The sequence below is a fragment of the Brachybacterium sp. 107 genome, from assembly GCF_052379725.1.
In the GTDB taxonomy this organism is placed as follows: Bacteria; Actinomycetota; Actinomycetes; order Actinomycetales; family Dermabacteraceae; genus Brachybacterium.
This window is the reverse complement of record NZ_JBQSYW010000036.1, coordinates 1-13,316: the sequence shown is the minus strand read 5'-3', so window position 1 is coordinate 13,316 and position 13,316 is coordinate 1. Positions and strand designations below refer to the sequence as shown.

At 66.6% G+C, this 13,316-nt stretch carries 12 protein-coding genes; 3 read left to right on the top strand and 9 right to left on the bottom strand.

Translation table 11 applies throughout. From position 1 onward, the window contains the following. The coding region (locus tag ACT3UL_RS19080) for a transposase (protein WP_444579985.1) at positions 1–147 on the top strand (147 nt) is incomplete at its 5' end. A 142-nt stretch (positions 148–289) separates the two neighbouring features. Here ACT3UL_RS19080 and ACT3UL_RS19075 read toward each other — a convergent pair. The 5 genes from ACT3UL_RS19075 to ACT3UL_RS19055 form a co-directional block, all read right to left on the bottom strand. After that, positions 290–1,270: a hypothetical protein gene (locus tag ACT3UL_RS19075; RefSeq protein ID WP_444579984.1), complete on the bottom strand. Its 981-nt coding sequence runs from the start codon at positions 1,268–1,270 to the stop codon at positions 290–292. 104 nt (positions 1,271–1,374) lie between these two features. Further along, positions 1,375–3,516 (bottom strand): glycosyltransferase, encoded by a 2,142-nt coding sequence (locus ACT3UL_RS19070; protein WP_444579983.1) that lies wholly within the window; start codon positions 3,514–3,516, stop codon positions 1,375–1,377. Beyond that, entirely contained in the window at positions 3,513–4,766 is a 1,254-nt protein-coding gene (wecC, locus tag ACT3UL_RS19065; protein WP_444579982.1) for a UDP-N-acetyl-D-mannosamine dehydrogenase, read from the bottom strand. The genes ACT3UL_RS19070 and wecC overlap by 4 nt, the downstream gene beginning before the upstream one ends. Positions 4,767–5,074: 308 nt before the next feature. Continuing rightward, positions 5,075–6,769 carry a hypothetical protein gene (locus ACT3UL_RS19060; protein WP_444579981.1) on the bottom strand — a complete coding sequence of 565 codons (1,695 nt, stop codon included), beginning with the start codon at positions 6,767–6,769 and terminating at the stop codon, positions 5,075–5,077. A gap of 43 nt (positions 6,770–6,812) precedes the next feature. Further along, positions 6,813–8,735, bottom strand: coding sequence for a glycosyltransferase family protein (locus tag ACT3UL_RS19055; protein ID WP_444579980.1), 1,923 nt, complete (start codon positions 8,733–8,735; stop codon positions 6,813–6,815). 264 nt (positions 8,736–8,999) lie between these two features. On the opposite strand from ACT3UL_RS19055, the gene ACT3UL_RS19050 reads away from it, so the two are divergent. Continuing rightward, entirely contained in the window at positions 9,000–9,767 is a 768-nt protein-coding gene (locus tag ACT3UL_RS19050) for a DUF6270 domain-containing protein (RefSeq protein WP_444579979.1), read from the top strand. A gap of 82 nt (positions 9,768–9,849) precedes the next feature. Here ACT3UL_RS19050 and ACT3UL_RS19045 read toward each other — a convergent pair whose 3' ends face one another. Both ACT3UL_RS19045 and ACT3UL_RS19040 read right to left on the bottom strand, forming a co-directional pair. Next, positions 9,850–10,875, bottom strand: coding sequence for a hypothetical protein (locus tag ACT3UL_RS19045; RefSeq protein ID WP_444579978.1), 1,026 nt, complete (start codon positions 10,873–10,875; stop codon positions 9,850–9,852). A gap of 230 nt (positions 10,876–11,105) precedes the next feature. Continuing rightward, complete coding sequence (locus tag ACT3UL_RS19040; RefSeq protein ID WP_444579977.1) at positions 11,106–11,504, bottom strand: hypothetical protein; 399 nt, start codon at positions 11,502–11,504, stop codon at positions 11,106–11,108. Between the two features lie 130 nt (positions 11,505–11,634). On the opposite strand from ACT3UL_RS19040, the gene ACT3UL_RS19035 reads away from it, so the two are divergent. Then, on the top strand, positions 11,635–12,528 hold the full coding sequence (locus ACT3UL_RS19035) for a response regulator transcription factor (protein WP_444579976.1): 894 nt from the start codon (positions 11,635–11,637) through the stop codon (positions 12,526–12,528). Here ACT3UL_RS19035 and ACT3UL_RS19030 read toward each other — a convergent pair. Together ACT3UL_RS19030 and ACT3UL_RS19025 are read right to left on the bottom strand one after the other, a co-directional pair. Continuing rightward, a complete protein-coding gene (locus tag ACT3UL_RS19030) occupies positions 12,521–12,928 on the bottom strand; it encodes a hypothetical protein (protein ID WP_444579975.1) in 408 nt (135 codons plus the stop codon). The genes ACT3UL_RS19035 and ACT3UL_RS19030 overlap by 8 nt on opposite strands. Before the next feature lie 158 nt (positions 12,929–13,086). Further along, positions 13,087–13,316: hypothetical protein (locus ACT3UL_RS19025; protein ID WP_444579974.1), on the bottom strand; the 230-nt coding region annotated here is incomplete at its 5' end.

The window sequence follows — 13,316 nt, the reverse complement described above, 5'->3', positions numbered from 1 at the left end:
AGTAACGGTCCCACCGAGGCGATCAACGGCCGCCTCGAGCATCTCCGCGGTTCAGCTCTCGGCTTCCGGAATCTCACCAACTACATCGCCCGCAGCCTCCTCGAATCAGGAGGATTCAGAAACCAGCTACACCCTCAGATGCGATGAGCCTGAAATATCGAGGCTAGAACGGAATCGGGTGTACCCCTCCGGCTCTGCAATGAAATCGGCGCCGACAAATGCATACCCGTCGAAGGACTCGTCGGGAACGGCCGAATAGCTCGAGACAAGCATGGGAGAGCCTCCGTGCTCAATAGGTGATGATGGCGGCATTCGTGGTGGATCGGTGCACGACGAGGGCCGCCGGTCCGTCGTTGGAGATCTCATGGACGACCCGGAGCCGATTCCCGCAAGGATTCGACAGGAACCCTTGGGTTCTCGATTGGGAGCTGAGCAGGCGGTGATGAACTAGGTGATCGATCGCGGTAAGACTTCGATCTGCGGTCACTGTACGGCACACTTCATCTCCATTCAGCTGCTGTACCGTCGTCCGCGTTGAAACTTGGCTTCCTTCGCGGTTGACCTTGGGCTCCGTACACAAGTTCGCTTGAGTCTGGTCGCGTGACCCGTTGCTGATAGTGCATGACGTGAGGTGCGTGGTGGACGCGACGCCGAGATCACCAGTGGAGCCGGTGATGAGGGGGAACGACCCTTCTACCGCGGAGACCGTCTCACCCGGATCCAGCACGACCGGGTGCTCGGAGTCTGCCGTGACGAGTTGATATGGCTCATCGTCCGGCGTGATGACTCTGATCGTCGCCTCGAGCGACAGTTTCGCATCGCCGTACTCGTGATCCCAGTTCGGAGCATTGATGCTTGCATTGCATCGATGACGCCCCGAAGTTTCCACATCGTAGGAGAGCAGCTGAGTAAGCTGACGAGTCGTCTGATGTATCAGGTTTTCGGTGCCACTGACCGACTGAGTATTGGTCGGGCCATCGATGCTTCCGCAGGACATGCCCACGATCGCATAGAGGGCGCGCTTCTCTCCGGTGCTTGCAGTGAAAGTAGCGCCCACCGATAGTTCAAGGAGCGTTTGACCTCGCTCGGGAACCTCGAAGTCGAAGGAGACCACTTCCGATTCCGCGGGGAGTTCCATGGATGACGCACGAGTAACGCTCGTCGACGCCTCCGGTTGCGGCGATTTTCGAGACTGTTCGTTTGTGTTGTCGTGATGTGGCGTGACACAGAATATGAGCACGAGTACTGCGACCACGAGCACAGCAATCATCGCGAGCAGTATCCCGAAACGGCTCCGGGAGACTGTCGGAGGGGTCATGGAATCTCAGGCCACCTTGTGAATGTTTGCGTGGTCGTGCACAGGAACGGGATCACTCACCTGGTCAGCTCAGCGTACGAGTCCGCGATGAGCATCGAGAGTCGTGACCAGTCGCGGTTCTCCACGACCCATTCTCTCGCCTGAATGCCGATCTGTCTGGTGTGCTCGGGATCGTCGAGCATCCTCACGAGCTGCTCGATGAGAGACTCCGTGCTGCCCTTCTCGTGAAGATAGCCGTTCACGCCGGGCGTGACGATCTCCTGGAGGGCGGCGACGTCGGAGGCGATCACGGCCTTGCCCATCGCCATGGCCTCGAAGGGCTTGAGGGGCGACACCATCTCGCACACCGGCAGGGGCAGGCGGGGGAACGGCGTGATGTCGACCAGTGAGTAGTACCGCTCGACCTCTTCGTGGGGCACGCGTCCAGTGAAGGTGACGACGTGCTCGAGCTCGCGCTCCTGCACGTGGTTCTGGAATCGCTCCAACTCTGCCCCGTCACCGACGATGAGCACACGGAAATCCTCGCGAACACGGTTGAGAACCTCGGCCGCCTCGAGGATCAGCTCGATGCCTTCGTAGTCCAGCACCGAACCCACGTAGCCGATGACAGTCTTGCCGGCGACGCCAAGCTGCGAGGCGAGCTCCTCATCGCGGGGGATGGGGTTGAACCGCGAGGTATCCACGCCGTTGGGCACGATCTCGATCTTGTCGCCGTCCACACCGCGCGTGATCATCTCTTCGCGCAGCGCCTCGGTGATCGCAAAGACGCGGGTGGCGCCCTTCGCGGCGTCGGCCTCCATGCGCGCGATGTACTTGTACATGTTGCTCTCGGCCCATTCCGGGTTGCGGGAGCCACGGGTGACCTCCCACAGGCCACGCACCTCGTAGACCGAGGGGATGCCGAGCTGACGGGCGGTCTTGACCGCCGTGAGGCCGTTCAAGTGGTTGGACGCCGCGTGGATGATCGCCGGGCGCTGTTCCTTGGCGAGGTCGAGCAGGGCGCTCGAGTAGCGCTCGGTGTAGTGGAAAAGGGGGTTCTTCTTTTCGATCTCCCGGCTCGTCAGCAGGCGCCGGTAATCGACGTTCCCCACCACGTCGTGCAGGGGGACGTCCGGCACCTCGGCATTGCCGGGCATGTCGTAGGGGTAGCCCAGACGGGTGACCCCGTCGACATCCCAGCCGATGCGGTTCAGCTCGGAGAGCAGGCCGTGGGTGCGCGTCGCGTAACCGGCCGAGTTGTGCGGCAGGGAGTTGTGCAGCAGGTAGAAGACCTTGTGGTCCTCCGCCTCATAGGCGGGAGTGGGGCGCATCTTCGGGAACGGGAAACCCGTCTTGCCCAGCTGGTAGTTGCTGACCGCGTTGCGCTGCGTCTCGTTCTGCAGTTTCTTGGCCCAGCCGTCCTCCGGGAGGATCCGTCGGTACGCCTCGAGGTACTCGATGAGCTGCTTCTGCTTGCCGGCTGACCGCGCGCGGCGGATAGCCCTGCGCAGGGCATTCACCGGGACAGCCTTGGTGTCGGCGTCTCTCAGGAGAACGCCGGCAGCGGTGCGGTTGCCCCGCGCGAGCACAACCGTCAGGTGCGCCCGCACGAGATCGTTGGCGCCCAGTCCGATACCGGCGGCGTCCAGCGTCTCCTGCGAGAACGTGTTGTTCTTGTACGCCTCGTTGATCTGCACGATGGCCCGGTTCACGGGGTCTCCCGACGTCCCTATCGCCTGCAGGGCGTCGTCGAGGCGGTGAGGAATGGCGTAGTCCAGGGCCGCGCGCTGTGCCTCGGGTGCGTGGGGAACGTCCTGCGCCAGTCGACTCAGAGCCCAGGTAGCGCGACTGGGCGTGAGCTCGAGCTCACGCACGAGCTCGAGATACAGCTCCACGGCGTCGACCTGTGCACCATTGCTGGCTAATGACAGGGCCAGGACCTCTTCAGCAGTGCTGCCGCGCGAGTTGCCGATCAAGAAGCGTGCGTACTCCAGGAGTACCGACACATCAAAATCCGATGCGGCGGCGGCAATACGGAACGAAGCCAGCGCCTTCTCGAACTTCTCCGGCTGCTGCGCAACCTGACGCGCCTCGTCAAGCAGCTTCGCCGTGCGGTCCGCCTGCTCCTGGCGGACCGCTCGAGCAGCCTGTGCGGCCTCGGAGCGGCCGTCGCCGCGGCGCCACCGGAATCCCGAGGTCGAATCGTTGGATTCGGTCACCGCCACAGTCCCTTGGTGTCGATGACGATCTTTTCCTGCAGGAGGTCGCGATCGATCTCCTTGAAGGGGTCGTGGTCGACCATCAGCAGCACGATGTCGGCGCGCTCGAGGGCCGAGTCGAGTTCTGCGAGCTCGACGTTGTCCTTCTCGGCGAGCTCTTTGGGCAGCTCGTCGACGTTGGGCTCCACGACGAGCACGGTGCCGTCGGTGAGCTTCCCGGCGAGGGAGCCGGCGATGTTGCGGCTGGGGGACTCGCGTAGGTCATCGATGTTGGCTTTGAAGGCGATGCCGAGGGCGGCGACGGTCGGGTTCTTGAACTTATCGGCCTTCTTGAGGACCTTCTCGATCACGAGCTCGGGCTTGGAGTCGTTGACCTCGCGGGCCGTGCGGATCAGATTGGAGTGCTCGCGGTCCGCCGAGACGATGAACCACGGGTCCACCGCGATGCAGTGGCCGCCCACGCCCGGGCCGGGCTGGAGGATGTTCACGCGCGGGTGGTGATTGGAGAGCTCGATGAGCTCCCACACGTCGATGCTCTGACGGTCGGCGATGATCGACAGCTCGTTCGCGAAGGCGATGTTCACGTCGCGGAAGGCGTTCTCGGTCAGCTTGGCCATCTCGGCCGTCTTCGCGTCGGTGACCAGCAGCTCGCCGTGGCAGAAGCTCGCGTACAGGTCGCGGTTCATCTCGGCGGCTTCGGGGGTCATGCCGCCGATGATGCGGTCGTTCTCGACCATCTCGATCATGATGCGGCCGGGGAGCACACGCTCCGGGGCGTGCGAGAAGTACAGCGAGTTGGGAAGGTTCGGCTCGAGCGTGAACTCGGGACGCGCCTGCAGGATCACGTCCGCCATGTGCTCGGTCGCTCCGGGAGGAGCTGTCGACTCGAGGACGACAAGCTCGCCACCGGAGAGCTTGGGCGCGATCCCGCGGGCCGCTGCCTCGATGTACGAGAGATCGGCGTCGTGATCGCCCTTGAACGGGGTGGGCACGGAGACGATGTAGGCGTCTGCCTCAGGGGTCTCCAGCTGTGCGGAGAGCTTGCCCTGGGCGACGACGCCGGCAACGACCGTCTCGAGGCCCTCTTCGACGAAGGGGACCGTGCCCGCATTGATCGCGTCCACGTTCTCCTGCTTGACGTCGACCCCGATGACGGTCTTGCCGGCCTGGGCCAGCACTGCGGCCGTCGGGAGACCGATGTAACCGAGACCGATCACGCTGACGGTATCGAGGGGGACGTTCGGGCTCATCGGGTCTCCTGGCGTTTGGGGGGAGGGAGTAGTGACGTCGCACGCGACGCCGCCATCACAGTAGCTTCTGTGTGGAAGCTGAGGAACAGCCAGAACAACAGTTGTCAGCTACACAACAGGTGTTGCGGGCGGTCGTCCAGAAGTTCTCCTCTGGGCTACGCATCGGACACCTGCTGGTCCAGCGTCGTTCTCCTCATCGGGTGCAGGACGTGCAGGTCGGAGGTCTCGATCGAGCAGCGGGACCCGGTGGCGTGGGACCCGCGTTGTCGAACTCACGAGTAACCGACAACCCTGAGCGGCCCGCGCTGCTAGCCGTCGGAGGGGTCAGCGTCGCTGCTGGCCGGCTCCAGCCGCAGCAGCGTCACCGTCCCCGGCTCGCTGGTCACGGACAGTGGCTGGGCCGGAGCGAGCGTCGCGTCAGCGAACTCGCCGTCGAGCAACGTCGGGGCGGTCAGCGCGGACTTCTGGGCGTCGAGGGCATCGCCGGAGAGTCGCGAGCCATCGGTGATGGCCCATGACCGAGGCGCGTCACGGGGGAGGCCGCTCGGAGCGCTCAGCTCGATGGGGACTGCACCGGCATCGCCAGCTGCCGGGTTCCGCAGATCGACGAGGACGATCGCGAGACTGCCGTCGTCCCCGTAGACGCCGTGGACCATCACGGCGCCGTCGCCGCTCACATGGGGCGCCAGCACCTGACCCGCGGGCAAGTACCCGAGCTGCATGAGCGAGAGATAGCTGGTGCGGCCGGCAGTGATCATTCCCGGATCCTCAAGAGTGCCGGTCGCACAGATCGGACTCATCGGGGCACCGCCGGTGCAGGCCTGCAGCGTGGAGTGGAAGGCGAGGCGCTCGGCGCCGGCTTCTGCGGCGGTCAAGGTGAAGTCCGCCGTCCACAGCGCCTGGGCGTGGGTGCGCGAGGTCTCGTTGGTACCGGGGCAGGACGTCGGCCCCGTCTCCTCCATCCACAGCGGCAGATCGTTCTCCTCCGCGACCCCGACGCCCAGGTCGACCAGCTCTCGCGTGCGTTCACGCAGTGCAGGGGAGGTGAGGTCCTCGAGAGTGGGGTTGCCGATGGAGGACGCCGGTCCCTTGCAGTCCCACAGCGGATACCAGTGCATCGTGAGCGCCGCCGTGTTCGGCAGCCCCGCCTCGGTGAAGGCGCGCATCCAGGTCGTGTCGTACGCGCCGGGCCCGGCCACCGGGATCCCCGGCGACGCCTTCTCGAGCGCGGCCGAGTACTCACGGAGCGACTCCTGGTACGGCTCGGGGCCCCAGCCCTTGTCGCGCACGGCGAGCTGAGGCTGATTCTCGTGGAAGAAGCCGTTGGGCTCGTTACCGATCGCGACGGCGAGCAGGCGGTCGCCGAAGGCATCGCGGGCGTGGGCGGCCATGTCCGCGGCGCGGGCGGGGTCGTCGTGCCCCAGGTCCAGATCGATCGTCACCAGGGAGTCCACGTCCTCGGCGACGGCTGCGACCCGCTCCAGATCAGCCGGGGTGACCGTGACGTCCGCCCATGAGGGAGCTGGCTCCTCCGTCGAGGTCCACCACATGCGGCGGTCCACCCCGTTGCCGCCGAACCTCAGGGCCGGCCGGTCCAGCTCGGACAGCATCAGCGTCAGATTCGAGTGCGGGGAGTCCCACAGCTCCGAGGCGAGCTCGGTGGCGTCGAAGCTGAGCCCCACGGTGCCGCCGATGGGGGAGGCCCCCGGCTCGAGGGCGAGGGAGGCGGTGATCGGTGTGCCGGTCGCCTCGGCCACAGGAGTCAGCGTGAGCGGCCCGGGGTCGGCGTCGTAGCCGGGGAGGTCCAGTTCGGCCCACGGCTCGGGTGTCGGCTCGGGCGTCGGCTCTGCGGCCGGCGAGGACGTGGATGACTCGTCCGGCCTGAACAGTCCACCGTCGCCGAAGAGTGCTCGGGGCTGCTGGGTGACGGTGCCCACCACCAACAGCACGATCACCACGGCGACCGTCACGGAGGCTGCGATGGACCAGCGACGTCGTGTCATGAATCCTTCTCGTCGTGCAGTCACAAGGCGGCGGAGCGGGCGGTCAGATCATCACGTGGTCGTCGTTGCGGCCGAACCAGGCCACATCCGCACTGGCGAGCAGCTCACGATCGTTCACGGACCAGGCGTGGCCACCGGATTCACCGTGGCGCATCTGGGTGAAACCGAAGCGGTCCGCGGAGTAGATGCGCCCGCCGGCCGTGACGACCGAGTCGAGGAAGGCCGTGTCCTCCCCGCGGGAGACGTCCGCGAAGGGGTGGGCGGTGAACACGTCGCGGCCGGCGGTGATAGTCGGGCCCATGACGCGGTCGGTGAAGTTGTGCTCCATCCAGGGGAAGCGCAGGAGCGTCGCGTCGGTTCCGGCCAGGTACATGTAGTGGGCATGCTTGCCCACCACGTCGGCGGCGGAGAACTCGCGGGCGCGCAAGAGGTCGTGCAGGTAGTGCTCCCCATAGAGGTCGTCGTCGTCCATCTTGGAGAGCACCTCGCCGTCGGCCCGATCCACGGCCGCGTTCAAGCAGGTGCCGAGCGTCCACGTGGTGGGTGCCTCGAGCAGCACCACGTTCTCCACCCCGAGCTCGCGCGCCCTTTCGAGGGTCTGCTCGGGCGCCGTGAAGCCGTGGGTGACCAGCACGAGCTGCCGCTCCACGCCGGCCTGTTGGGCCACCTGGGACACGAGGTGATCGAGCTGCGCGGGGCGATTGGTCGCCGCCATGATGCTGACCGTCGGCAGCCCGGCCGCGCCGGGGAGGCCCGCTCTGCCGGCCTTCTCCTCGAGAGCCACGGCCTCGAGGATCTGGCGTGCGCGGTGGGTGTAGGTGTGCTCGCGCCAGATGCGGCGCTGCGCGCGGTGCACGGTGTGGTCACGCAGCTCGGGGGAGCGGACCAGCGCCCGCACCACATGCGCGGCGTCCTCCCGCGAGTCGACCACGGGGACCTCGTCGGCCGGGAAGAACTTCCCGATCGCGGGGGAGGGGGCAGAGACCACCGGCGTACCCGAGGCGGTGATCTCGAAGATCCGCCTCGCGCACATCGACGGGCTCGTGACCACCGAGTTCACGTTGAGGAACACCTTGTACGCCTTGTAGGCGGTGAGCATCCGGTCGTAGCCCAGCGAGCCGACCACCCGATCGGCGAGGGCGCCGGGGAACTGGTACCGCTTGTCGTCCCCGAGGAAGCGGGAGAAGATCTCCAAGCCGGTCTCCATGCGCGAGGAAGCATCCAGCGCGCCGCCCAGCAGCATGTCCATCTGCTCGCGGCGCTCAGGGAACTTATGCGCGAAGTACATGCCCGCGAAGGCCACATCGCGTGCTTGGTGGCCGTGCTTCGGGCGGATCGGATTGTGCACGGCGGACTGCGCGGCGAAGGGCAGCACCTCCACGCGGTCGTGGCCCAGAGCTTCCCGGTAGCGGGGCAGCAGGGTCACATCCGTGGTGAAGACCTGGTCGAAGAGCGTCGCGGTGTCCAGGAAGTCCTCGAAGTGCGGCGGGTCCTCCTTGTTCCAGAACACGGTGGGGATCCCAGCGTCCCGGCAGTGGGCTACGAGGTCCTGCAGTGGCTGGGAGGGAGCCTTCGAGCCGGTGAGCTGGTACTGCCAGGCGTCCTTGTTGCCGTGCCAGGCGGATTCCACCAGCAGCAGGTCCACGGGCTGCTCCGCGAGCTGCTCGCGCCAGGTGGACGGCTTCACGGCGAGGGTCTCGAACTCGTGGCTCCAGGCCAGCATTGAGAAGTCGTCGAGGATCACCGCGGCACGCAGACCCTGCAGGCGGGGGGCACGCTCCACGAGCTTGGCCGGAGGGAAGGAGAGGTGCCCCTGGGCGTCTGTGCTGCCCAACCCGTCGCCCACTCCGTAGGACACGGTGCGGCGCCGCAGATTCCAGGTGCGCACCTGCCCGAGGCCGCCAGTGCGCAGATGCCACAGCCCTGTGCGGAGCGTCTGCAGGCGGGACGAGGACTGCGGGGGCATGGGCACCTCAGGGTGGGTAGGGCGAAGAACAGGCGCCCCATGATCCCATGATCAGCAGGGGCAACGAGGCCCGACGTTGTCTCGTCGGCGGTCCGGATGATCCGCGGTAGCAGCGCGGACGACCTGACGTCAGCACCGCAGAACGGCTGTCGGGAGCGCCACAAGGAGACTTCGACTCCATGGCGACCGCGCCGCGCCCAGGTACTCTGACGCCCGACCCGACCTGCTCGGGGACCCTGCCGCCAGAACGATAGAGGACCTGCCGTGACCGATCAGCCCGCCGAGACGACGCCGATGCGTGTGGCGATCTACGGCAGCTGCGTGGCGCGCGACTCCGTGGATCTCGCCGGTTCTTCGCACCTGAGCGTCGCCGACTACGTCGCGCGGCAGTCGCTGATCTCCGCCGGTCAGGATGCGTCGTCACGCTTCCCCGAGGATCCCCAGGTCTCCTCCCGCTTCCAGCGCCGCATGATGGAGGCCGACTTCGCCGGAGACCTCGAGCGGCGACTCGAGAAGATCGCGCCGACTGTGGATCTGATGCTGTGGGACCTCACCGATGAGCGCCATGGCGTACATGTCTTCGACGACGGCTCCGTCGTCACGCGCAGCATCGACGTCACCGCTGTGCCCGAGGTTCTGGAGGTCGTGAACGATGCTCACCATGTCGCCTTCGGCTCCGACGGGCATTTCGCGCTCTGGGCCCCGCGGGCCGAGGCGTTCCGTGATCGCCTGCGCGAGCTCGGCCTCTTCGAGAAGACCATCGTGCTGCAGGTGCCGTGGGCGCTGGTCACCGTCGACGGTCGCGAGACGCCGCTCAGCATGGGCACCAGCGCGATGGAAGCCAACGAGGCCTATCGGCGCTACTTCGACCACCTGCGCGAACTCGGCTTCGAGATTCTCGAGCTGCAGCCCCTCGGCGTGCTCGCGGACCCCGAGCACCGCTGGGGCCTCGCCCCGTTCCACTACACGCAGGACGTGTACGAGGAGATCGTGGCCCGGGTGCTCGCCATGCGTGACCTGCCGCCGGCCTGAGATGCAGGTCGTGCCTGTCGATTCGGCCGCGAGTTGCGGGATCAAGGAGTTCTCGGGTGTCGGAGATCCTCGCCGGAGAGCCTCAGTCGTCGGTGAGCTTCTCGCCCCGTTCGCGACGGCGCTGCACGCGCTCACCGATCCCACGGGAGACCTTCGCGCGCGCTGAGCGCGCCCGCTCAGCTGTACCGATGCCGAGGCGCTTGGCGATATCGACACCAGCAGCGCCCGTGTCCTCCACGCCGATCCGGACGCCGTCACGCATATCGGCGGCGGCCTCCACCCATCGTCTTGTCGCCACGGATTCGTGCTCGCCCTCGAGGCCGAGCCGGCCGCGAAACGCGGCCACGTCGACCGTGACGCTGTTGCTCGAACGCACCACCGACGTGGCAGTGCCCGGGTGCAGCAGCACCTTCGCGTTGGCGATGCCGGCGGCGGCGTCGGCGCGTTCCAGAAGCATCGCGGTGCTGGTCGCAATCTTCTCGAGCCGGTTCTGCCGTGCCGCTCGCAGAGCAAGGCGGTGGCGATCCAGTTCCCTCGGTGCCGTCTCCAGCACCCGCTCGAGCTCGAGCACATCCTTCGCATCCAGCAGCTGGACGGTGCGCGCGAGCACCGCGAGCCATTCTCGGATCTCAGGCTCAGCCTGCTTCGCCGCCTTTGCGATATCGGCCATCGCCGTCTTGCTCTCGATCTTCACGGCAAGGGCATCAAGCCGTCGCAGCGAGTAGGCCTGCGCGCTGGCGATCGTGCCTGCGGTGGACTGCACCTGATCCCATGTGGTTTCCGGAACCCGGCCCAGGCTCTCTCGGATGGTCATCGCGTCATCGATCACGAATCCCGCACCGATCATGCCGGCGAGTGCCGCATCCTTCTGTGCGCGGAGTACGTCGTCGACCTTCTCGTCGATCTCGGCGAGATAGTCGGTGATCTCGTCCATCGACTGCTGCATCGCGACCTGCGCCATGAGTCCGGCAGCGCCCGCGAGCATCGCAGGGTTGGTGAGCATTGACCCTGGAGTCTTCGCGAACTCAAGGATCGACGTGATCTTGCCCTTCTCCGTCACGACAGCTCGACTGATGCCCTCGGTGGAACCCTTCATCGCGGCACCCACCGTGAGCTTCCTCGCGGAGTCTTCGGTGAGCTTCACCCAGCGGCCAGCATTCGCCGAAACCTCGGCGGCCGCTGTGAAGACTCCGGACCCGGCCCGCAGGGCGGTGCCCTTCCTAGCGGTGGAGCGCAGTTTCTCCACCGGGAGCTCTCGCGAAGGGACGCCCGCAGAGCTAAGAAACTCGTCGACAGCTGCCGGATCGCCGATGATGGCCAATCCGTCACCATCGCTGATCACGTGGATCTCAGACTCCATGGGGTCTCCTGACGCGGGCGAAGTGCGGCGACATGCCGTGTGGAAACGGTAGCGGACCCCTCGGACAGAGATCGCTGCCGCACCCAGTGCCGAACCGGACGGCAGGAGTGGAGGGCACGCAGCCCTTCGCCTCCACCACGAACGGCGACGGCAGGATCGTCGGTCGGGCGCTCGGCCTTGCCGGGATCGCTACGCGGTGGCGTCGTGCGCGCCAGCACCCACGCGGGGCCCGCACCCCGCGGCACCTGATCGCTGGCCCTGTCCGTCAGCTCGTCGAGCAGCGACACGTCGACCCTGTCGCCATTGATCAGAGACGCGATGCCCTGCATCGTCGCGGCCAGCACGAGGGACACCTGCTCGGGGTTGCCGAGAGCCACGCCCCGGGAGTCCTGCCCCTGGGTGATCTGGTCGAACTGACGCGCAGAAGATCTGTGGTGGACCGTGAACATCCGCGGTACAGGTGTCCCGATATCGTGGGGGCGGAGAAGAGCACTGGGGGTGTCTTGCATGGACCGACGCGTTGCCGTCGTCGTCGAGGACGACGAAGACATCCGAGAGCTCATGGTGGCTCTTCTGGGCCAGTCCGGATTCACGGTGCACGAGGCCGGGACCGGCACCGCTGGGGTTGCTGCCGTGCGCGAGAACGAACCCGTGGTCGTGACCGTCGACCTGGGGCTGCCGGATATCGACGGCTTTGAGGTCACCCGCCAGGTGCGCCAATTCTCCGACGCCTACGTGGTGATGCTGACGGCCCGCACCGAGGAGATCGACACCCTCCTGGGCCTGGAAGTCGGCGCAGATGACTACGTCACCAAGCCGTTCCGCCCCCGCGAGCTGCGAGCTCGGATCGAGGCCATGATGCGCCGGCCCAGAGTCGGGAGAGCCACTCCGGTGACCCCGGCCTCTCCGACTGCGCCCTCGGACGCCACTGCAGGAGGTCCGGCCGGATCCCTCGTCGCGGATGCTCCAGCGCCCACGGTCCACGATCCGGCGGGGAGAACCGGAGCCGCTGCCGGATCGGTGACGGGGGCACCGATGCCCACCGCTGCATCCGCGGCAGAGTTCCGTCTGGAGTCGGAGGGGCTCGAGCTGTATCCGAACCTTCACCAGGTCGTGGCCGACGGACGCGAGGTCCCGCTGACACCGACCGAGTTCGTGCTGCTGGAGACGCTCATGCACAGCGGACAAGTGGTGCGGTCCAAGGCCGAGCTGGCCCGGACCCTTCGCGGGGATGAAGCGGGCGACGGCACCTTCGTGTCGGGGGCCGACGAACGCACCGTGGAGGTTCATCTGGGGAACCTGCGGCGCAAGCTCGCCGACGATGCGAAGGAACCCCGCTGGGTCCAGACCGTGCGCGGGGTGGGCTATCGCATGGCGGGCGGCGTTCGAGGCATCAGGTAGTTCGGGCCGCGGGCATCCGGGAGTGGCGGAGGTAGATCAGCAGCTGGCGGACGGTCTCAGCTGCCAACCCGCGCAGGGCCTTCATGCCCTCGGCCCGGCAACCAGCGGCAGACCAGCGCTCCCACGACGCTGACGCACGGTGCTCCGTGTCCTCCTGGAGGCCGGAGACCAGAGCTGCGAGGGCCGGTGCCCCGGCCTGCGCCGAGGACGTCTTGAGGCTGAGGACGGCGTCCATCCAGTCCTCGTGGTCCTGGGCGGCCAGGGCGTGCTCGAGGCGTGCGATGCGCTGGGCCAACATGGCGACATAGCGACGGAGGAATCCACACAGGATGTCGGCGTCGCCCAGCTCTTCGCCCAGACGGTGCAGCGCATCAGTATCAAGCACCGGGGCAGTGGTCATGGCCTCAGCATGCCCCGTCATCTGCAGGACGGCGGGGCGAGATCGCCATAGATTCCCTCAAGATCGGCCGGAGAGCGTCCTTCCCCCAAGAACGCCTCAAGACGGGTGGTGCAGATCTGTGCCGAACCTTGTGCTGATCCTCGTCGGGTCACGGCGGGTCACTTGAGGTGCCTGGAGTTGGGTGGAGCTATCGGAAGAACGAGGGCCGGTCCGGGCATATGGCCGGTCGGCCGGACGCCGAGCTGGATGATTGCGGATCCATTGCCGACCGTGCTGCCCGACGTCGACGCCTTCTCGTCGAAGCTGTCGGAGAGTGGGCAGTTGATCGTCGCCTCGACGCGTTCATGAACCTGCACGACCAGAAGGAATCCAGAACTACGATCAATGC